At 68.3% G+C, this 18,500-nt stretch carries 20 protein-coding genes; 7 read left to right on the forward strand and 13 right to left on the reverse strand.

Translation table 11 applies throughout. From position 1 onward, the window contains the following. Positions 1-148: 148 nt before the first annotated feature. Positions 149-1,096 (forward strand): hydrogen peroxide-inducible genes activator, encoded by a 948-nt coding sequence (locus D9R14_RS05270; protein ID WP_121622263.1) that lies wholly within the window; start codon positions 149-151, stop codon positions 1,094-1,096. 34 nt (positions 1,097-1,130) lie between these two features. Here the strand turns inward: D9R14_RS05270 and D9R14_RS05275 are convergent, their stop codons facing one another. Next, the gene (locus D9R14_RS05275; protein ID WP_121622264.1) at positions 1,131-2,054 is read right to left on the reverse strand and encodes a hypothetical protein; all 924 of its coding nucleotides are present in this window, start codon (positions 2,052-2,054) and stop codon (positions 1,131-1,133) included. A 264-nt stretch (positions 2,055-2,318) separates the two neighbouring features. On the opposite strand from D9R14_RS05275, the gene D9R14_RS05280 reads away from it, so the two are divergent. Then, complete coding sequence (locus tag D9R14_RS05280; RefSeq protein ID WP_121622265.1) at positions 2,319-2,561, forward strand: hypothetical protein; 243 nt, start codon at positions 2,319-2,321, stop codon at positions 2,559-2,561. A 31-nt stretch (positions 2,562-2,592) separates the two neighbouring features. Here D9R14_RS05280 and rnk read toward each other — a convergent pair whose 3' ends face one another. Beyond that, on the reverse strand, positions 2,593-3,027 hold the full coding sequence (gene rnk, locus D9R14_RS05285; protein WP_121622422.1) for a nucleoside diphosphate kinase regulator: 435 nt from the start codon (positions 3,025-3,027) through the stop codon (positions 2,593-2,595). 394 nt (positions 3,028-3,421) lie between these two features. On the opposite strand from rnk, the gene D9R14_RS05290 reads away from it, so the two are divergent. Beyond that, positions 3,422-4,552 (forward strand): acyl-CoA dehydrogenase family protein, encoded by a 1,131-nt coding sequence (locus D9R14_RS05290; protein ID WP_121622266.1) that lies wholly within the window; start codon positions 3,422-3,424, stop codon positions 4,550-4,552. A gap of 47 nt (positions 4,553-4,599) precedes the next feature. Here the strand turns inward: D9R14_RS05290 and D9R14_RS05295 are convergent, their stop codons facing one another. From D9R14_RS05295 to D9R14_RS05320, 6 genes are all read right to left on the reverse strand, one after another. Next, the gene (locus D9R14_RS05295) at positions 4,600-6,069 is read right to left on the reverse strand and encodes a DegQ family serine endoprotease (protein ID WP_121622267.1); all 1,470 of its coding nucleotides are present in this window, start codon (positions 6,067-6,069) and stop codon (positions 4,600-4,602) included. Positions 6,070-6,233: 164 nt separating this feature from the next. Further along, a complete protein-coding gene (locus D9R14_RS05300) occupies positions 6,234-6,428 on the reverse strand; it encodes a DUF2065 domain-containing protein (RefSeq protein ID WP_121622268.1) in 195 nt (64 codons plus the stop codon). 22 nt (positions 6,429-6,450) lie between these two features. After that, a complete protein-coding gene (gene hflC, locus D9R14_RS05305; RefSeq protein WP_121622269.1) occupies positions 6,451-7,365 on the reverse strand; it encodes a protease modulator HflC in 915 nt (304 codons plus the stop codon). Then, positions 7,362-8,495: an FtsH protease activity modulator HflK gene (hflK, locus tag D9R14_RS05310; protein ID WP_121622270.1), complete on the reverse strand. Its 1,134-nt coding sequence runs from the start codon at positions 8,493-8,495 to the stop codon at positions 7,362-7,364. The genes hflC and hflK overlap by 4 nt, the downstream gene beginning before the upstream one ends. A gap of 205 nt (positions 8,496-8,700) precedes the next feature. Further along, positions 8,701-8,979 (reverse strand): ribbon-helix-helix domain-containing protein, encoded by a 279-nt coding sequence (locus tag D9R14_RS05315; RefSeq protein ID WP_121622271.1) that lies wholly within the window; start codon positions 8,977-8,979, stop codon positions 8,701-8,703. Beyond that, positions 8,960-9,163 (reverse strand): DUF4169 family protein, encoded by a 204-nt coding sequence (locus D9R14_RS05320; RefSeq protein WP_121622272.1) that lies wholly within the window; start codon positions 9,161-9,163, stop codon positions 8,960-8,962. The genes D9R14_RS05315 and D9R14_RS05320 overlap by 20 nt, the downstream gene beginning before the upstream one ends. Positions 9,164-9,544: 381 nt before the next feature. Between D9R14_RS05320 and fumC the strand changes: the two genes are divergently transcribed. Together fumC and D9R14_RS05330 are read left to right on the forward strand one after the other, a co-directional pair. Beyond that, on the forward strand, positions 9,545-10,933 hold the full coding sequence (gene fumC / locus D9R14_RS05325; RefSeq protein ID WP_121622423.1) for a class II fumarate hydratase: 1,389 nt from the start codon (positions 9,545-9,547) through the stop codon (positions 10,931-10,933). A 131-nt stretch (positions 10,934-11,064) separates the two neighbouring features. Continuing rightward, positions 11,065-11,676, forward strand: a complete 612-nt coding sequence (locus D9R14_RS05330; RefSeq protein ID WP_121622273.1) for a ParB-like protein — start codon at positions 11,065-11,067, stop codon at positions 11,674-11,676. A gap of 6 nt (positions 11,677-11,682) precedes the next feature. On the opposite strand, the gene D9R14_RS05335 is transcribed toward D9R14_RS05330, so the two are convergent. The 5 genes from D9R14_RS05335 to D9R14_RS05355 form a co-directional block, all read right to left on the reverse strand. Then, positions 11,683-12,090 (reverse strand): hypothetical protein, encoded by a 408-nt coding sequence (locus D9R14_RS05335; RefSeq protein WP_170168509.1) that lies wholly within the window; start codon positions 12,088-12,090, stop codon positions 11,683-11,685. Between the two features lie 117 nt (positions 12,091-12,207). Then, on the reverse strand, positions 12,208-12,534 hold the full coding sequence (locus D9R14_RS05340; protein WP_121622275.1) for a hypothetical protein: 327 nt from the start codon (positions 12,532-12,534) through the stop codon (positions 12,208-12,210). Further along, positions 12,531-12,833, reverse strand: a complete 303-nt coding sequence (locus D9R14_RS05345; protein ID WP_121622276.1) for a YggT family protein — start codon at positions 12,831-12,833, stop codon at positions 12,531-12,533. The genes D9R14_RS05340 and D9R14_RS05345 overlap by 4 nt, the downstream gene beginning before the upstream one ends. 243 nt (positions 12,834-13,076) lie before the next feature. Further along, on the reverse strand, positions 13,077-15,041 hold the full coding sequence (locus tag D9R14_RS05350; protein ID WP_121622277.1) for a sodium:solute symporter family protein: 1,965 nt from the start codon (positions 15,039-15,041) through the stop codon (positions 13,077-13,079). A gap of 11 nt (positions 15,042-15,052) precedes the next feature. Next, positions 15,053-15,307 carry a DUF4212 domain-containing protein gene (locus D9R14_RS05355; RefSeq protein ID WP_121622278.1) on the reverse strand — a complete coding sequence of 85 codons (255 nt, stop codon included), beginning with the start codon at positions 15,305-15,307 and terminating at the stop codon, positions 15,053-15,055. A 279-nt stretch (positions 15,308-15,586) separates the two neighbouring features. On the opposite strand from D9R14_RS05355, the gene D9R14_RS05360 reads away from it, so the two are divergent. Together D9R14_RS05360 and D9R14_RS05365 are read left to right on the forward strand one after the other, a co-directional pair. After that, positions 15,587-16,213 (forward strand): hypothetical protein, encoded by a 627-nt coding sequence (locus D9R14_RS05360; protein ID WP_121622279.1) that lies wholly within the window; start codon positions 15,587-15,589, stop codon positions 16,211-16,213. Positions 16,214-16,222: 9 nt separating this feature from the next. Next, positions 16,223-18,328, forward strand: coding sequence for a DUF294 nucleotidyltransferase-like domain-containing protein (locus tag D9R14_RS05365; RefSeq protein WP_121622280.1), 2,106 nt, complete (start codon positions 16,223-16,225; stop codon positions 18,326-18,328). The last annotated feature ends 172 nt before the right edge of the window (positions 18,329-18,500 follow it).

Below are 18,500 nucleotides of genomic sequence, written 5' to 3' on the forward strand. Positions count from 1 at the left end.
CCGGCGAATGTGCGCGGCCGGGAGGGGCTTCCCTCGCGCGGCGGCACGATCCCTGGACTGAGCACCCACTCACGTCACGGCGGAGTTCTAGTCCAGAGTTCTGATAATGAAAATTTGCATTTTCTAATCGGTCTAATATGCTGAACTTATGATTGGCGTCTCGATGAAGCAGCTTCGCTATTTCGACGCGCTGGCGCAGCATGGGCACTTCGGCCGCGCCGCGGAGGCGTGCGCCATCTCGCAGCCCGCGCTCTCGCTCCAGATGAAGGATCTGGAGGACATTCTCGGCGCGCCGCTGGTGGAGCGCGGCATGCGGCGGATCCGCCTCACCAGCCTCGGCGAGGAGTTCGCGCTGCGGGTGCGCGACATCCTGCGGGCGGTGGACGAACTGGACGACCTGGCCCGCTCTTCCCACGCGCCGCTGGCGGGGCGGCTGCGCATCGGCGTCATCCCCACCGTCGCGCCCTATCTCCTGCCGCGCGTCATCAAGCGCCTCACCGAGCGCTTCCCAGGCCTCGATCTGCGCCCGCGCGAGGCGGTGACGCAGCGCCTGGTGGAGGACCTGGTGGAGGGTCGCCTCGACACCGCCATCGTCGCTCTGCCGGTGTCCGAGCCCGCTTTGGCGGAACATCCCCTGTTCGACGAGGAGTTCGTCCTGGTCCGTCCGCTGGAGGACGCCGACGCTCCGGTGCCGAACCCGCAGATGCTGCGCGAGATGCGGCTGCTGCTGCTGGAAGAGGGCCACTGCTTCCGCGCCCAGGCGCTGTCCTTCTGCAAGATGGAATCGCGCGTGCCGCGCGATTTGATGGAGGGCTCATCGCTGACCACCTTGGTGCAGATGGTGGGCGCCGGCATCGGCGTCACCCTCATTCCCGAGATGGCGGTCCAGATCGAGACGCGCTCGGCGGCCGTCTCGGTCGCGCGGCTCGACCCGCGCCCCTCGCGCACCATCGGCATGGTGTGGCGCCGGACCAACCCGCTGGCGGGCCAGTTCGAGCAGATCGGCGAGATCGTGCGCGCGGTCGGCGGCGAGGCGTCGCCGGCCGGCGGGGCCTTCAGCCTTGGCTCATGGCGAGGCATCGAAGCCAAGGTGTGAGAGGGACGGCGGCGCCCGCGGTGGCGGCGCTCACTCAGGCCTGGACCGCGCGGTGCCGCTCCAGGACCGATGCGATCGCGCGCCTGCGAAGCGCGTCCGGGCTTTCGGACGGCTGCCGGCTTGCCACGACCTCGCGCCACAGCACGAGGTCCAGGCGGCTGCGATGCTCCAGCAAAGCGAGGGCTTCCGGCGTAAGCTCGTGATCGAGGTCCACGGGAAAACCGTCGTGCGCGCGCCGCGTCTCGTTGGCGCGCTGCATCACGAACGGCCTGCCGATCCAGCGTCCCACATTGGCCGCGAACTGCGGATTCTCCAGGTGGTCGACGAAGTGAAGACGGCGCAGCGCCTTGAGCGCATCGATCAGCAGCCAGGAATCGGCGCCGGTGGGAATGAAGCCGCCCGCCGGAATGCGCTGATCGGGCCATAGCAGCATGCGCGTCACCAGGTTGTCGGTCTGGCATGCGATCTCGGGCGCCTGCAGGAACTCCAGCAACGGGCGCCGCGCCAGATTGACCAGGCGCGCCCAGTCCGGTCCCCAGGGCGCGAGCGCATCGTCGCTGAATTGCCGCCAATACAGCCAGTGCGAGATCAGGCGGCAGACCGGCTCCCGAACCACGCTGCAGTAGTTGCCGACGGGATAGTTGCGCCGCAGGGTCGAAAGCGCGAAATGCCCGCCGATGAAGTCCGCTCCGGCCGGCAGGGGGACGTCAGGACCATAGACCGTGGCGCTCACCTCGGGACCGAGGGTATCAAAGGCGTCGAAGGCGCCGAACAGGCTGTGGTCGAAGCCGGCGATCACGGCGGCGGACCCCAGGGCTTCGGACAGGCTGTTGTTGAACGACACACCGGCCGATTTCGGGATGTGGAGATACACCATCGGCCCGGAGGCGGTGCAGGGGTGTTCGACAAGCCGGCCTGAGAGACGCCGCGACAGCCGGAAGACAAGCTCGCCAAACATTCCGTTCGTAATCCCCTGCGATTCACCGCTTCTCGCGCGGCATGGCGAACATACGTCCGCGCGCCGGCAAAGCCAGCGCGCATCCGAAAGCTCATCCGGTTGCCGAACGGACTGCAGCGTGACCGCTCGGATAACGTTGCGGCAGATCGGATCTCGATCTAAGCCATTGATAAAAATGTGATAAGTCGGATATCGCGCATTGCGTGCCCGCCCCGATGCGCACTAGAATCGTCCCGGCCGTAGGGCCTTCTGGAGAACACGCACATGAAGTCGCTCGCCCTTGCCGTCGCGCTCGTTGCCCTTGCCGCCACGGGCGTCCTTGCCGACACCTGCACCGCCTCGGCGGACGCCAAGAAGCTCGCCGGCGCGGCGCGCACGAGCTTCCTGACGAAGTGCCAGAAGGACGCCCAGACGACCTGCGAGAGCCAGGCGGCCGACAAGAAGCTCGCCGGCGCCGCCAAGACCAGCTTCACCACCAAGTGCGTGAAGGACGCGGTCGGCGGGTAGCTCCGGCTGGCCACGGTCCGACCCGCCTCGGCTACGGCTTCGCGCCGGCGGGCGCCTCGGCGTCCGGCGCGGGCGGCCGGACGGACACCACCGTCAGGTCCTGGCGGCGGCCGTCGCGGGCGGTCCAGGCGATGGACTGGCCTTCCGAAAGCCCGATTAGCGCCGTGCCGATGGGCGTGAGCACCGAGATGCGCCCGGCCGCGATGTCGGCGTCCTGCGGATAGACCAGCGTGACGGTGCGCTCGGTATCCCCGGCGCTGTAGGTCACCGTGGAGCCCATGCGGACGGCGGAGGCCGGCACGCGGGCCGCGGCGACGAGGCGCGCGCGTTCGAGTTCGCCGAGCAGCTCCTCGGCCACATCGGGGAAGCGGTCGAGGGCGGCGCTGGCCAGCCCGGTGAGGCGGTCATGGTCCTCGCGGCCGAGCACGAGGGCGGGCCGGCGGCCCGATCCGGTCGATCTGGTCATGGTCTTCTCGAATGCTGTGCGCATGGCCGGGCGATGCGCCTGCGGCGCGATGCGCTGGAAAATCACGGATGAGCTGCGCCCCTCAGGCCTGCCGCACGGGGCGGCGGCAGAGCGTGAGCAACCCCGGCACCCGGGGCGCAGAGGCCGAGCGCGGGGTCAGTGTCCTGCGATGGGGCAGGGGCGGCGGTGGCTCTCGGCGTGGGTCATGCGCCCATGCAAGCCGCCGGATGACGCAAAGTCAAGGGCCCCGGCCGGCGCCGGAAGGGAACCGAACGGGCTCGGGGTTCCCCTATTTGCGCAATTGACTGCCAAAATTCGCAATGAAAGGCTGCGGTCAAGCACAAGCAATAGCCCGCGCCACCGCAAGGCGCGGGCGCGGGAGAGTGAGGCGCCCATGACACCGGACGAGGAGATGATCCGCGACACCGCACGCCGGTTCGCGCGCGCGGAGCTGGCGCCGGGCGCCGCGGAGCGGGACCGCACCTCGCGCTTTCCCGCCGCCGAACTGAAGGCGCTCGCCCGGCTGGGCATGCTGGGCGTCACCGTGCCCGAGGAATGGGGCGGGGTGGGCGCGAGCTATCTGGCCTTGACCATGGCGGTCGAGGCCCTCGCCGAAGCGGATGCCTCGGTGGCCGTGGTGATGTCGACCCACAATTCGCTCGCCTGCATGCCGATCCTCGAACACGGCACGCAGGCGCAGAAGGAGCGCTTCCTGGGTCCCCTGGTCGCCGGGGAGATGCTGGGGGCGGTCGCCATCACCGAGCCCCAGGCGGGCTCGAACGCCGCCGACGTGCGCACCCGGGCCGAGCGCCGGGGCTCGGGCTATGTGCTGAACGGCGCCAAGCAGTTCATCACCGCCGGCGCGTATGCCGACCTCGTGGTCCTGCTCGCGAGCACCGATCCTGCCGCCGGCCCCAACGGCCTCACCTGCTTCCTCGTGCCGACCGATACGCCCGGCTTCGGCGTGGGGCGCAAGGAGGAGAAGCTGGGCATCCGCTCGACGGGCACCGCCCAGCTGCTCCTCACCGACATGGAGCTCGGCGAGGAGCACGTGCTCGGGACGCCGGGGAAGGGCTACAGGATCCTGCTCGCGGCGCTCGCGAAGAGCCGGCTCGGCATCGCCGCCCAGGCGGTCGGGATCGCCCAGGCCGCGCTCGATGCGGCGGTGGCCTATGCGAAGGAGCGGCGCTCCTTCGGCCAGGCGATCATCGACCATCAGGCGGTGGGCTTCCGCCTCGCCTCCATGGCCACCGAGGTGGAGGCCGCGCGCCAGCTCACCCATCACGCGGCGTCGCTGTGCGATCGGAGCCGGCCGTTCCACAAGGAATCGTCCATGGCGAAGCTGTTCGCCTCGGAGATGGTGGAGCGGGTGTGCTCACAGGCGCTCCAGACCTTCGGAGGCTATGGCTATCTCGCCGACTTCCCCATCGAGCGGCTCTATCGCGACGCGCGCATCTGCCAGATCTACGAGGGCACCAGCGATGTGCAGCGCATGGTCATCAGCCGGGCGCTGGCGAGCGCCTGAACCGGGCGGCGCGCCGGCGCGTGCCGGCCGCCTCCCGTTCTTCGGGCTCAGTTCAGGGGCAGGGTGACGAACTGCTGCTGGCCCTCGCCGTCGGAGACCAGAAGCAGAGCCGATTTCTTGCCCTGCTTGCGCAGTTCGCCCAGCTGCTTCTCCACGTCGGCGGGGCTGGTGGTCGCTTCCTGGCCCACCTGGACGATCACCTGGCCGGCCTTCAGGCCCTTGTCGTCGGCCGGGGTGCCGCGGTCCACATTGGTGATGACCGCGCCGGTGATCTCGGTCTTGATGCGGAAGCGCTTGCGCAGGTCCTCGGACATGGGCGAGAGGTCCATGCCCAGCAAGCGCTTCGGCTGCACCTTCTGCGCGTCGGTGGGCTTGGGCTGGTCGGTGTCCGGCTTGTCCTCCTCCGGCATGCGGGCGACCTTGAGGCGCAGCGTCTCCTCCTTGCCGTTGCGGATCACCACCACGTCCACCTCGCGGTCGACCATGGTGTCGGCCACGACGCGGGTGAGGTCGCGCACCTCCTTCACGTCCTTGCCGTCGAAGGTGACGATCACGTCGCCGGCCTTGAGGCCGGCGCGCGCCGCCGGGCTGTTCTCGGTGATGACGCCGACCAGTGCGCCGCGCGCCTTGCCGATGCCGAGGCTCTCGGCGAGATCTTCGGTGACCGGCTGGATGCGCACGCCGATCCAGCCGCGCCGGACCTCCTTGAACTGTTCGAGCTGGGCGATGATGGGCTGGGCGGTGTTCGCCGGCACCGAGAAGCCGATGCCGATGGAGCCGCCCGAGGGGGAGATGATGGCGGTGTTGATGCCCACCACCTCGCCTTCCATGTTGAACAGCGGTCCGCCGGAATTGCCGCGGTTGATGGCGGCGTCGGTCTGGATGAAGTTGTCGTAGGGGCCGGAATTGATGTCGCGGTTGCGCGCGGAGACGACGCCCACGGTGAGCGTGCCGCCGAGGCCGAACGGATTGCCGATGGCCATCACCCAGTCGCCCACGCGCAGCACGTCGGAATTGCCGAACTTCACCGCGGTGAGCGGCTTTGCGGGGGTGACCTTGAGCAGCGCGAGATCGGTCTTGGGATCGCGCCCGATCAGCTCAGCCTTCAGCTTGGTGCCATCGTTGAAGTTGGCGTAGATCTCGTCCGCGTCGGCGATCACGTGGTTATTGGTGACGATCAGTCCGTCGGGCGTGATGACGAAGCCCGAGCCCAGCGAGGAGACGCGGCGCGAGCGGTTCTGGTCGTCGTCGCCCTGACGGCGCTTGAAGAACTCATCGAAGAAGTCCTCGAACGGCGAGCCTGGCGGCAACTGCGGCACCGGGACGCCGCGCTGGCTGGAGACGGTCTGGGCGGTGGAAATGTTCACCACCGCGTCCATCACCCTCGACGCGACGTCGGCGACCGAGTCCGGCCCCTTTCCGGGCGCGGCCCGGGCCACATGGGCCGGCGACACTGCGACGAGCGCGGCAAGCGCGAGGAGGACGGCGAGCGGGCGGCGTGCGGAATAGGCGGGCATGGCTCTCCTCGAAGGCGTCGCATGGGAAGCTGCGCCCGAAGCCTTGCTGGGGCAAGGCCAAAGCGTCTCCTCACAGCAAACAGGCGCGTGAGAACACGGCCTTTTCAAGGGTTCGGGAGCTTTGAGGCCAAAGCGCGTCCGCGGGCAGGGGCCGGCGATCACGATCAAACAAGATGGACGCGCACCACATAGACGATGAGAACGCCCAGCGCGCCCACCACGAGGCCGATGAGCCGCATGGGCCCCTCGGGGGCCGCGAGCACCGCCTCCATGGCCCGGCGCCAGGCGCCGGGAAAGGCCGCGATCACGAGTCCCTCGAAGGCGAGCACGAGGCCGAGGGCGGCAAGAAAATCCGTCATGCCGCCCCCGGGATGGCTCGCGTCAGTTGGCCGGCGCGGGGCGGGCCGGCGGCGGAGCCGGCGAGGCAGCGCCCGCCGGATCCCTGAAGTAGCGGAAGAAGGACGAGTCGGGGCTCACCAGCATCCGCGTGTCGCCCGTCTTCATGCTCGCCTCGTAGGCCTGCATGGAGCGGTAGAAGGCGAAGAAGTCCGGATCGCGCCCGAAGGCATCCGCGAAGATGCGGTTGCGTTCCGCATCGCCCTCGCCGCGCAGCTGCTCGCCCTTGGAGGTGGCCTCGGCGACGACGATGGTCGCCTCGCGCTCGGCGCGGGCGCGGGTGCGCTGCGCCGCCTCGTTGCCCTGGGCGCGGATCTCGGCGGCTTCCCGCTGACGCTCCGTCTGCATGCGCTGGAACACCGCCTGGCTGTTCGCCTCGGGCAGATCGGCGCGGCGGATGCGCACATCCACCACGTCGATGCCGAAGTTGCGGGCCTCGCGGTTCACCTGCTCGCCGATCTGGCGCATCAGGTTCTCGCGCTCGTCCCGCACCACGGTGGTGAAGGTGTTCTCGCCCAGCACCCGGCGCAGCGACGAGTTGAGCACCGTCGAGAGGCGCGAATTGGCGCCCTGCACCGTGCCCACCGACTGGTAGAAGCGCAGTGGGTTGACGATGCGGTAGCGCGCGAACGCGTCCACCACGAGGCGCTTCTGATCGGAGGCGATCACTTCCTGCGACGGATTTTCGAGGTCGAGGATACGGTTGTCGAGATACACCACGCTGTCGATCAGCGGCATCTTCCAGTGCAGGCCCGGCCGGGTGATGGGCTCGAGCGGCTCGCCGAGGCGCAGCACCAGCGCCTGCTGGGTCTGGTAGACGATGAAGGCGGACGAATAGACGACGAGGAGGGCGATGACGCCGAGGACGGCGAGCACCCCTCCGATGACGGGGCTTCTCATCGCGTGGCTCCCTGCGGCTGGGTGCCCTGCGCGGGCGGACGTCGGAACGTATCGGCGAGGGGCAGAACGGGTATCACGCCCTGGCCCTGCCCGGAGGTCGCGCCGGGGTCGATCATCACCTTGTCGACGCCGCCCAGCACGCGTTCCATTGTCTCGAGATACATGCGCTCGCGGGTCACGTCCTTCGCCTTCTGATATTCGTCGAACACCTTGAGGAAGCGCGCGGCCTGGCCGCGGGCCTCCACCACGGTGCGCTCGCGATAGGCCTGGGCGGCGTTGTCGATGCGCGAGGCCTCGCCGCGCGCCTCGGGCAGCACCCGATTGGCGTAGGTCTGGGCCTCGTTCTGCGCGCGCTCGGCATCGGCGCGGGCCGCCTGCACGTCGCGGAACGCGTCGATCACCTGGCTCGGCGGATCGACCTTCTGCATCTGAACCTGGGTGATCTGGACGCCGGCCTTGTAGCTGTCGAGGGTCCGCTGCATCAGGTCCTGCACGCCGGTCTCGATGCCCTGGCGGGCGCCGGTGAGGATCGGCTGGATGTTGGTGCGCCCGATCACCTCGCGCATGGCGCTCTCGGCCACCGCCTTGATGGTGCCCTCGGGGTTCTGCACGTTGAACAGATACTGCTCGGCATTGGCGATGCGCCAGAACACCGAGAAGTCCACGTCGACGATGTTCTCGTCGCCGGTGAGCATCAGGCTTTCCTCGGGCACGTCGCGCATCACGGAGGTGCCGCGCCGCGCGTCCTCGCCGAGCCGCATGCCCACGGAGATGGTGTTGATGGTGGTCACCTTGGGGGTGAGCACGGTCTCGACGGGGTAGGGCCAGTGATAATTGAGGCCCGGCTGCGTCGTGTAGACGTACTTGCCGAACCGCAGCACCACGCCCTGTTCGTCGGGCTGCACCCGGTAGAAGCCGGAGAGCAGCCAGCCGCCCATCACCAAAGCGAGGATCAGGATGATTCCCTTGCCGCCCAGCGAGCCAGGCAGCATGGTGCGCAGCCGGTCCTGGCTGCGGCGGATCAGGTCTTCGATGTCCGGCGGCGTCGGTCCTGACGACGACGGCCCCGAGCCCCAGGGGCCGCGCGGCCCGCTACCCCAGGGGCCGCCACTCTGATTCTTCCACGACATCCGTCGTCTCCCGTCGGCGGAGCCGCCGAACGGCGCCCGCGTCACTGCGTATCCTGCCCCCGCCGCCACCGAGCGACAAAGCCAAGGAGCTCCGGGGGCAGCCCCCCAGCGCGTCGGCCAAGCCGTGCGGTTATAGGAAAGCGTGCGCCGCCTTTCAACGCGGCGTCCGCCTCGGCAGATGTATCAGATAAGGGCCCTGTTTCGGTTACGCAACGGAACTGGGAGCCGTGCCGGTGCGATCCGCGGCTCCATGCCCGTGCGCACCACCGGCCACGCCTCGATAATGATCGAGCACGAACAGGCGGATGGCGGACGACAGGTTGCCCTGGGTTCGGGACGAATCAATGGACGCGACAAGATCGGACAAGGTGAGGCGGCGGCTGGTGGCAATTTCCTTGAGTGCCTCCCAGAACGCATCCTCCAGACTGACACTGGTCTTGTGGCCGGCAATCACGATGGATCTCTTAACCACGGGGCTTTTCATTTTCGTCCCTCTCGGTCAGGGCATGTCCGTCAAGGAATTTATGCGTCCGCTCAGAGGCCTCACGTAACGCATCACGTTCCGCCTTGGTCCGTCCGAACCGGATACGGTTCTCCTCGGCGGTTGCTTTTTCCTTCTTCAGGTCGCGCGCTTTGCGCTCCCGGTGAAGATTGACGAGTTTGCCCAAACTGAACCTCGAAACCTGCGGCCCGCCCCTCCCCCGAAAGGTCGGCCGCCAGACTGCGCTACGGATGAAGGCTGGCCTTGGACCAAACCTATCTTCCACGCTCAGCTTATAGCGCAGCTTATTGAAAGATATGGTCAAAATCTTATCGGCGCGCCATCTCCGGCTACCTCTACATAAGAATTTTGGATCAGAACGTTTCAAATTCTCATCTTGCCGCGCGGTTGTAATCGCGTTGCATGATTTCCGAACGCATCTCCTGGATGTCTGCGGCCTTTCCCCGCGCCTGCCCGCGGAAGGCGTTCGTGTGCCGGTCGCGATTGCGCTATGAGGAGCCCCGCGTGCTGACCGCGCGACAATATCTCATTGAAGAAGGGCTATTGCATGACAACCCGCACCGAGACCGACACGTTCGGTCCCATCGAGGTGGCCTCCGATCGCTATTGGGGAGCCCAGGCGCAGCGTTCGCTCGGCAATTTCAAGATCGGCTGGGAGAAGCAGCCGCTGCCGGTGGTGCGGGCTCTGGGCATCGTCAAGCGTGCCGCTGCGGAAGTGAATAGCGACCTCGGCCGGCTCGATCCCAAGATCGCCGACGCCATCGTTGCGGCCGCGCAGGAAGTGATCGACGGCAAGCTCGACGCCCACTTCCCGCTCGCCGTCTGGCAGACCGGTTCGGGCACCCAGTCGAACATGAATGCCAACGAGGTGATCTCGAACCGCGCCATCGAGATGCTCGGCGGGGTGATGGGCTCCAAGAAGCCGGTCCATCCCAACGACCACGTCAACATGAGCCAGTCGTCCAACGACACCTATCCCACCGCCATGCACATCGCCTGCGCGGAGGAGATCAGCCATCGCCTGCTGCCGGCGCTGCGGCATCTGCACGCGGCGCTGGACGCGAAGGCGAAGGCGTGGAGCGGCATCATCAAGATCGGCCGCACCCACACCCAGGACGCCACCCCGCTGACGCTGGGGCAGGAATTCTCCGGCTATGCCCAGCAGGTGGAGAACGGCATCAAGCGCATCGAAATGACGCTGCCCGGCCTGATGGAGCTGGCCCAGGGCGGCACCGCGGTCGGCACCGGGCTGAACGCCCCGGTGGGCTTCGCCGAGCAGGTGGCGGCGAAGATCGCCGAGATCACCGGCCTCGCCTTCACCTCGGCGCCCAACAAGTTCGAGGCGCTCGCCGCCCACGACGCCATGGTGTTCTCGCACGGCGCCATCAACACGCTCGCCGCCTCGCTGTTCAAGATCGCCAACGACATCCGCCTGCTCGGCTCGGGTCCGCGCTCCGGCCTCGGCGAGCTGTCGCTGCCGGAGAACGAGCCGGGCTCGTCCATCATGCCGGGCAAGGTCAATCCGACCCAGTGCGAGGCGCTGACGCAGGTCTGCGTGCAGATCTTCGGCAACAATGCCGCGCTCTCCTTCGCCGGCAGCCAGGGCCATTTCGAGCTGAACGTCTACAATCCGGTGATGGCCTACAACTTCCTCCAGTCGGTACGCCTGATGGCCGACGCGGCGGTGAGCTTCACCGACAATTGCGTGGTCGGCATCGAGCCGCGCGAGGACAACATCAAGGCGGCGCTGGAGCGCTCGCTGATGCTGGTCACCGCGCTCGCCCCCAAGATCGGCTACGACAACGCCGCCAAGATCGCCAAGACCGCCCACAAGAACGGCACCACGCTGCGCGAGGAGGCCGTGGGCGGGGGTTATGTGACCAACGAGGAGTTCGACGCGGTCGTGCGCCCCGAGAACATGATCTCGCCCGGCTGACCAGGGGGAGAGGCGGCACCCGGAGCGCGCGCCGATCAGTCTGCACCGCAAGCTGATCGGCGCGCGCTCTGCCAATAATCCAGAGGGCGGCGCGCTCGCGCGCCGTCCCTCCCGGCAAAGGAGGGCATGCGGTGGCGGACGACGACGGCAAGAACGGGCGCATCGAGATCGCCGCGCTCCATCCGACCCAGCTCACGCTCGGCATGTCCGAGGTCAAGCGGCGCGGCCGGCAGATGGCGGGCCTCTCGAAGGCCGAGCTGAAGGCGCTGCTGAAGGCCCGGCCGGTGCCGCACGTGGTGGGCCCCGGCGGCCGCCTCTACATGGTGGACCACCACCATCTGTGCCGCGCGCTGCTGCGCATCGACCATGACTGGGTCTGTCTGGGCGCAAGGCTCGCCGATTGGTCGTCGCTCGAACTCGGCGCCTTCTGGCGCAAGATGGAGGCGGCGCAATATTGCTGGCCCATCGACATGGAGGGCAACCGCCGGCCGTGCGTGAAGATTCCGGACGCGGTGGAGGCGCTCACCGACAATCCGTGGCGCACGCTCGCCCGCGGCGTGCGCGGCAAGGCCTATTCCAACGAGGATACGCCGTTCCAGGAATTCATGTGGGGCAACTATTTCCGCTCCTTCATGACGACCCGGCTGCTGGAGGCGGACATCGACCTCGCCGAGAGCCTCGCCATCAAGCTGGCGCGCCTCGACGAGGCGCAGGACCTGCCGGGCTATCTCGGCAAGGCCTGATCGGCCTCAGAGCACGCTGGCGAGGTCCAGAAGGAGCGAGCCCGTGAGCAGGACCGCGGCGCAGGCCGCCGTGTGGCGCGCGAAGGCGAGATAGGCTTCCCTGAGCGCGCCGCCCACCACGCGGCGGGCGGCCGGCTCGTGCGGCCGGGCCGACTTTTCCAGATGGAGCCAGACCTCGGTGCGGCGATGGTCGCGCGTCTCGGCGCTGTGGGCGCGTTCCAGCAGCGCCGCGCACAGGATCAGGGTGGCGATGCCCCCGAAGCGGAACGATTGTCCCGGCTCGTAGCTGAGTCCGATCATCATGCAGATGACCGCGAGGAAGGTGAAGCCGCATGCGCGCGCCACCGATTCGTATGCCAGGCGCCGGATTTCGTCCATCTGCCGCTCCATGGGATCGATCCCATCGACAAGCATGAGCCATGCCAGCGCGAGCGAGACTGAAGGTCGCTGTCGCGGGCAGGCGCTAAGGGAGCGGGACGATTTCGGCGTTTCCGCGGCATCGGCGCTCCCGCCGCGGCGGGAGCGCGCGAATCAGAAGCCGACTTCGAAGAAGCGCGTCACGGCGGGGATCGACAGCAAGGCGGTGCCGGCGAGCCAGATCCAGAGCGAGACCTCGGTGGTGGTGCTGGCGCCGGAGAACCGCTCATAGAGCGCGGCCGGCACCCCGGCGAGCATGATCGTGCCGGTGGAGACCAGGAGCGAGGTGGCGAAGAACAGCACCCCCACGCTCTGCGCGAAGAAGGCGGGCAGGAACGGCGCCACCAGGATCGCGGCCGGCAGGACGAACGGCGAGAAGATGCCGTTCACCGCAGCGATGGCGAGGATGGCGAAGATGTAGGGTTGGACCGGCGCGCTCATGATGCGCCTCCGCCGGCCACCGGCAGCGCGCCCGACAAGGCGAAGGCTGCGAGCAGCGCCACGCGCAGGATCAGCAGCCAGATGAAGGTGAACGCGCCGACCACCACGGTCGGGGCGATCTGCGGCGTCACGATCCGCGTCGCGTCGATCAGCGGGTCGGTGAGGCGCACGAAGGCGCGGTAGATGTAGTTGGTGGAATTGGGAGCGAAGATCAGCGACAGCAGCAGCCGCCCGATCAGCGTGTACATGAGCGCCGCGAGCGCGAAGTTGGGCAGGTGATAGGCCCAGCTGGCCGACATCGGGTCAGGTCTCCGTCATGGCGCGGGTTGCGCCCGGCCCGCGCCGGAGGCGCCGGGCGGCAGGAAGAGGGTGCCCCAGCGGCACCGCCGGTGGAAGGGGAATTCGCGCCGCGGGGCGCGGCGCCCGGCGCGGCCGCATCACCCTGCGCCGGCGAGGCGGCGCAGCAGCGGCATCGCGGGGAAGACCCAAGAGAAAGGGCGGGGCCGCGTGGCCCCGCCCTTCCATTGCGTTCAGGATGACCGTCAGGCGGCCTTTTCCTTCATCATCACCCCGCCGCGCGGACGGCGGATCTCTTCCACCATCTCCTGCATTTCCCGCGAGGGGGCCGGGGTCATCAGGCTGACGATGACCATCACCGCGAAGCCCACCGGCATGCCGAAGATCGCCGAGGAGATGTTGTTGATGTTGAACCAGCCCACCTTGGAGGCGAGCACGGCGTTGGCTGTCGCCGGGTCGGCGAGCGCCTTCGCGACGTCGACGATCGGCGCGCCGGTGATCGGGTTCAGCAGCGACGTCATGCCGAAGCTGGTTGCACCGAGTTCCGGATAGTAGCGCGACACGACGAGGTAGAAGAGCGTGATGCCGAAGCCGGCGATCATGCCCGCCACAGCGCCGTAGGCGTTGGCACGCTTCCACCACACGCCCAGCACCAATGCCGGGAAGTTGCCTGCCGCCGCCAGCGAGAAGGCCCAGGACACCATGGCGAGGATGTCCGCGGGTCTGGTCGAGGCGGTGAACGCGGCGAGCACCGCCACGATCAGCAGCAGCACGCGGGCCACCACGAGCCGGCGCTGGGTCGGCGCGTTCGGGTCGATCATCTTGTAGTAGATGTCATGGCTGAGCGCGTTGGCGATGGCCAGCAGCAGGCCGTCGGCGGTGGAGAGCGCAGCGGCGAGGCCGCCGGCCGCCACCAGGCCCGCGATCACGTACGGAAGGCCGGCGATCTCGGGGGTCGAGATCACGATGGTGTCCGTATTGATGGCGAGGTCCTGAAGCCGGAGCAGGCCGCCCTGGTTCGCGATGTTGCCGCAGGCGGTGATGATCGCCTGCACGTCCACCGCGTTGGCGCCGCACACCTTCACGAGTTCCAGCTTGCCGTAGGTGAAGATCCACGCCGGCAGGTTGGCGAGCGGCTGGCCGATGACGTTCTGGTACACCTCCAGCTTCGAGAACGCCGCATAGGCCGGCGCCGTGAAGTAGAGCAGGAAGATGAACAGCAGCGACCACGCCACCGAATTGCGGGCCTCACGCACCGAGGGGGTGGTGAAGTAGCGCATCAGCACGTGGGGGAGGGAGGCGGTGCCGACCATGAGGCACAGGATGAGCGCGAAGAAGTTGAGGGGGCTGTAGCTCGTGAACGGGGCCACATGCTCCTTCATGGTGGCGGGCGCGAGCCCGCTTGCGCGCATGGACTGCTCCAGGTTGCCGATCTCCTGCAGCGCCATGCCGTAGGTGAGCTGCGGGATGGGCAGGCCGAACTTCTGCGCCGAGAGGATCACCACCGGCGTCAGGTAGGCGACGATCAGCACGATGTACTGCGCCACCTGGGTCCAGGTCACCGCGCGCATGCCGCCCAGCATGGAGCACACGAGGATGCCCGCGAGGCCCACATACACCGCCATCTCGAAGCTCATGCCGAGGAAGCGCGAGGCGATGATGCCGGTGCCGTAGATCTGCGCCACCACATAGGTGAAGGAGCAGCACAACAGCACGATGATGGCGAGGAACCGGGCAAGGTTGCCGCCGAACCGGGCCGACATGAAGTCGGGCACGGTATAGGCGCCGAACTTGCGCAGGAAGGGCGCCACCAGGATCGCCACCAGCACGTAGCCGCCGGTCCAGCCCAGCACGAAGGCGAGGCCGTCATAGCCGAGCAGATAGAGCGAGCCGGCCATGCCGATGAACGACGCGGCCGACATCCAGTCGGCGCCCGTCGCCATGCCGTTGTAGATGGCGGGGACGCGCCGGCCGGCGACGTAATATTCCGACACCTGCATGGTGCGGGACATGATGCCGATGAGCGCGTACACCGCGAGGGTGAAGAACACGAACAGGTAGCCGATGATCCGGTTGGGAACACCCATCTGCTCGAGGATGGCCAGCAGGACCACGAAGGCGAGGAAGCCGCCGGTGTAGATCCCGTAGACCTTGCCGAGATTGGATACGAAATCGCCGCCCTTGGTGGCGGAGCTGGATTCTGCAGACATGCCCGCCTCCCTCAATCGTCTTCAGCGACGCCGCACTCGCGGTCGATCTTGTCCTGGGCCTTGGCGAACCAGAACAGCATCACCACGAATGCGATCAGCGAACCCTGGGCCGCCATGTAGAAGCCCAGCGGGAAACCGAAGATCACGATCTTGTTGAGGGACGTGACGAAGAAGTTGATGAAGAAGGAGAAGAAGAACCACAGCCCGAGCATCGTGAACATCAACGTGCGCGTGCGTGGCCAATAGGTATCGTCAGGCGTTTGCATGACTGCCAGCCTCCCTAGGAGCGCGTTTCAACAGGGCCCAGAGACCCGTTCCCTAAGGGAAGCGCATACCCGCAATACGGCTGACAAATGGGGTTGGCGTTCCCTCGTGCCGATCCGTGGCATTTCTGTTCTATCGGATCGTGCGAAAGCCTATCACCCAAGGGAAAGCATCCACATTCGACCTTCGTCGTAGAGGTGGTATTTTTTTCCTGGCCACCCACCGCAAATCCTGCTGCGATGCGCAATGACACCGGGGCTGCCGCTACGTTAGAGTGCGCCATGCTCTCTCAGGCCCTCTCCTTCCTGCGCGGTCCCGCCCCGATCACCGATCGCGCCGGACTCGTCGACTTCATCGAAAGCCGTGCCGCCTTCGTGGTGCAGAAGTCCATCATGGATTATTCGCGCGCCCGCTCCGGCCCGTTCTTCACCTCGCTCCTCAAGGAGGAGCCGTTCCGCCGGGCGGTCGCCTGGTCGCGCTGGACGCTCTATCCCACCGGCCTCGTCATGGTGGGCGAGATGGTGGATTCGCTCGCCCGCTCCGGCGGCGCCGCGCCGGTGGCGAGTGCCGAAGGGGTGGCCCACCTCGCCGCCGCCGCGATGGATGTCCACGCGGCGGACCAGGAGATCGGCACTGAAGCCTGGGCCGCCGCCCGCGCCGAACTCATCGAGACGCTGGAGCGCCTCTCGGGCCGGCCGCCCAAGCCGGTGAAGGACATGCCGCTCGCTTATTGGGAGCACGTGTTCGCCAACATGCCGATCCACGAGAACCGGCGCGAGGGCGATTCGGAGGTGGTGCGCAATCACCTGCGCTCCAATCTGTGCGCCATGTATGCCGAGCTGGAGAAGCGCATCACGCCGCAGCGCCTCGCTTCGCTGGTCACGGCGCCCGCGGCAGCCGACACATAGGCGGGCGCCATGGCCGAGGTGCTGGACGCGACCCCGCTCGTCGGCCTCGACTGGCTCGCGCTCGACACCGAGACCACCGGCCTCGACCCCAGGACGGCGCGGGTGCTGGAGATCGGCGTGCTGCCCGGGCGCGGGGTCCACAGCGATGCGGCGGCCGGCCGCGCCATCCGCGTCGATCCCGGCGTGCCGATCCCGGAAGCCGCGACGCGCGTGCACGGCATCGATGCCGCCGCGCTCAAAGGCGCCGACGATTTCGCGCACGCCTGGGCGCAAGTGGCGCCGCTGCTCGGCGGCCGGGTGCTGATCGGCCACACGCTCGGCTACGACCTCGCCATCCTGGCGCGCGAATGCGCCGCCGCCGGCATCCCCTTCAAGGCGCCGCGCCGGCTCGACGTGCGCCTGCTGGCGCAGCTGGTGCGGCCGGACCTCGCCAATTTCTCGCTCGATGCGCTCGCCGCCTTCCTGGAGGTGGCACCGGGCGCGCGCCATGCGGCGCTGGGCGACGCCGAGACGGCCGCCCGCGTGTTCGGCGCACTGGTGCCGCATCTGCGCGAGGGCGGCATCCGCACTCTGGCCGAGGCGGAGGCCGCCTGCCGCCAGCTCACCGAGGTGCTCGACGCGCACTATCGCGCCGGCTATGCCGACCCCACCGTGCCGCTCGCCGAGGCGCGGGCGGACCGGGCGCTGGCGCGCATCGACGCCAGCCTCTACCGCCACCGGGTGGGCGATCTCATGAGCCCGCCTCTGGTGGTGCCGGCGGCGCTGCCGCTCAGCGAGGCCATGGCCGAGATGGTGCGCCGCCAGGTGGGCTCGCTGTTCGTGCGCCTGAAGGGCGGGGAGGGGCCGCTGGCGCTCGCCGACGCGGGCATCTTCACCGAGCGCGACGCGCTGCGCGCGGTGGCGGCGTCGGGCGGCGACAGCCTCGGCCGGCCGGTGGGCGACTTCGCCTCTCATCCCCTGGAGGCGGTGCCGGAAGATGCCTTCCTGTACCGCGCCGCCGGGCGCATGCAGCGCCTGAAGTCGCGCCATCTGGCGGTGACGGGGCGCGACGGCATCGTCTGCGGCGCGCTCTCGGTGCGCGACCTGCTGCGCTCGCGCGCCTCCGACACCTTCTCGCTCGACGACGGGCTGTTGCACGGGGCGGACGCTGGCGAGCTGGCGCGCGCCTGGGCGCGGCTGCCGGCGGTGGCGCGCGCGCTGACCGCGGACGGTGTCGCGGCACGCGAGGTGGCGGCGGTGATCTCCAGCGAGCTGGCCGCGCTCACCGCCCGCGCCGCGGCCTTGGCGGAGGCGGCGGAAGGGCCGCCGCCCGCGCCTTACGCGGTGCTGGTGCTGGGCTCGGCGGGGCGCGGCGAGAGCCTGCTCGCCATGGACCAGGACAATGCGGTGGTCTGGGCCGGGCCGGCGGAGGGGGCCGACGCCTGGTTCGCCCGCTTCGGCGCGCGCCTTTCGGACCTGCTGCACGAGGTGGGCGTGCCCTATTGCCCCGGCAACGTCATGGCCCGCTCGCCCCAGTGGCGCGGCGACGCCGCCACCTGGCACGCGCGCGTCGCTGCCTGGGTCTCCCGCGCGCGGCCCGACGATCTGCTGAGCGTCGACATCTTCTTCGATCTCGCCCCCGCCAGCGGGACCGCCGCCATCGCCGACCGGCTCGCCGCGGACGCCTATGGCGCAGCGGCGGGGCAGTATGCCTTCCTCAAGCAACTGGCCGATGCCGGCGGGCCGGTGCGCTCGGCGCTCACCCTCATGGGCGGCCTGCGCACCGAGAACGGGCGGGTGGACGTGAAGGCGCACGGCCTGTTCCCCATCGTCTGCACCGCCCGCGTGCTGGCCATCGCCCACGGCATCGACGCGCGCTCCACCAAGGCCCGCCTCGACGGGCTCCGGGCCAAGGGCATCGGCGCGAGCGCCGACCTCGAAGCCATGGCCGAGGCGCACGGCGTGCTGCTCTCCGCCGTGCTCGACCAGCAGCTGGAGGACCTGGCGGTGGGCCTTCCCGCCTCCAACAAGGTCGATCCCCGCCGGCTCGACGCCCACAGACGGGCCGATCTGAAGGAGGCCTTCAAGGTCGCCGCGGGCGCACCCGACGTGCGGCATACGCTGCTGATGGCGTGAGGGGGGCGTCGCAAAACAACAGGTGCAGACCCCGCGGATCTACCTGAACCGGTCTGAGATGCCCCGCAACATACAAATCGTTCATTGAAATGGATCTAAGCATTTATTTCTTCAGAAAAATTCATGAATAAATATAGTTTATAAGAATATTACATACTCTACAAATTTGATG

The organism is Xanthobacter tagetidis (genome assembly GCF_003667445.1).
Classification (GTDB): Bacteria; Pseudomonadota; Alphaproteobacteria; order Rhizobiales; family Xanthobacteraceae; genus Xanthobacter; species Xanthobacter tagetidis.

What these genes read in the sequence shown, in the direction of transcription:
- D9R14_RS05280 (WP_121622265.1), top strand. Translation starts at nt 2,319, where the DNA reads ATGAAGTCGCTCGCCCTTGCCGTCGCGCTCGTTGCCCTTGCCGCCACG.
- D9R14_RS05360 (WP_121622279.1), top strand. Translation starts at nt 15,587, where the DNA reads ATGCTCTCTCAGGCCCTCTCCTTCCTGCGCGGTCCCGCCCCGATCACC.
- D9R14_RS05355 (WP_121622278.1), bottom strand. Translation starts at nt 15,307, where the DNA reads ATGCAAACGCCTGACGATACCTATTGGCCACGCACGCGCACGTTGATG.
- D9R14_RS05365 (WP_121622280.1), top strand. Translation starts at nt 16,223, where the DNA reads ATGGCCGAGGTGCTGGACGCGACCCCGCTCGTCGGCCTCGACTGGCTC.
- D9R14_RS05340 (WP_121622275.1), bottom strand. Translation starts at nt 12,534, where the DNA reads ATGAGCGCGCCGGTCCAACCCTACATCTTCGCCATCCTCGCCATCGCT.
- hflK (WP_121622270.1), bottom strand. Translation starts at nt 8,495, where the DNA reads ATGTCGTGGAAGAATCAGAGTGGCGGCCCCTGGGGTAGCGGGCCGCGC.
- fumC (WP_121622423.1), top strand. Translation starts at nt 9,545, where the DNA reads ATGACAACCCGCACCGAGACCGACACGTTCGGTCCCATCGAGGTGGCC.
- D9R14_RS05350 (WP_121622277.1), bottom strand. Translation starts at nt 15,041, where the DNA reads ATGTCTGCAGAATCCAGCTCCGCCACCAAGGGCGGCGATTTCGTATCC.
- hflC (WP_121622269.1), bottom strand. Translation starts at nt 7,365, where the DNA reads ATGAGAAGCCCCGTCATCGGAGGGGTGCTCGCCGTCCTCGGCGTCATC.
- D9R14_RS05270 (WP_121622263.1), top strand. Translation starts at nt 149, where the DNA reads ATGATTGGCGTCTCGATGAAGCAGCTTCGCTATTTCGACGCGCTGGCG.
- D9R14_RS05290 (WP_121622266.1), top strand. Translation starts at nt 3,422, where the DNA reads ATGACACCGGACGAGGAGATGATCCGCGACACCGCACGCCGGTTCGCG.
- D9R14_RS05345 (WP_121622276.1), bottom strand. Translation starts at nt 12,833, where the DNA reads ATGTCGGCCAGCTGGGCCTATCACCTGCCCAACTTCGCGCTCGCGGCG.
- rnk (WP_121622422.1), bottom strand. Translation starts at nt 3,027, where the DNA reads ATGACCAGATCGACCGGATCGGGCCGCCGGCCCGCCCTCGTGCTCGGC.
- D9R14_RS05275 (WP_121622264.1), bottom strand. Translation starts at nt 2,054, where the DNA reads ATGTTTGGCGAGCTTGTCTTCCGGCTGTCGCGGCGTCTCTCAGGCCGG.
- D9R14_RS05335 (WP_170168509.1), bottom strand. Translation starts at nt 12,090, where the DNA reads ATGCTTGTCGATGGGATCGATCCCATGGAGCGGCAGATGGACGAAATC.
- D9R14_RS05300 (WP_121622268.1), bottom strand. Translation starts at nt 6,428, where the DNA reads ATGACGGATTTTCTTGCCGCCCTCGGCCTCGTGCTCGCCTTCGAGGGA.
- D9R14_RS05295 (WP_121622267.1), bottom strand. Translation starts at nt 6,069, where the DNA reads ATGCCCGCCTATTCCGCACGCCGCCCGCTCGCCGTCCTCCTCGCGCTT.
- D9R14_RS05315 (WP_121622271.1), bottom strand. Translation starts at nt 8,979, where the DNA reads ATGAAAAGCCCCGTGGTTAAGAGATCCATCGTGATTGCCGGCCACAAG.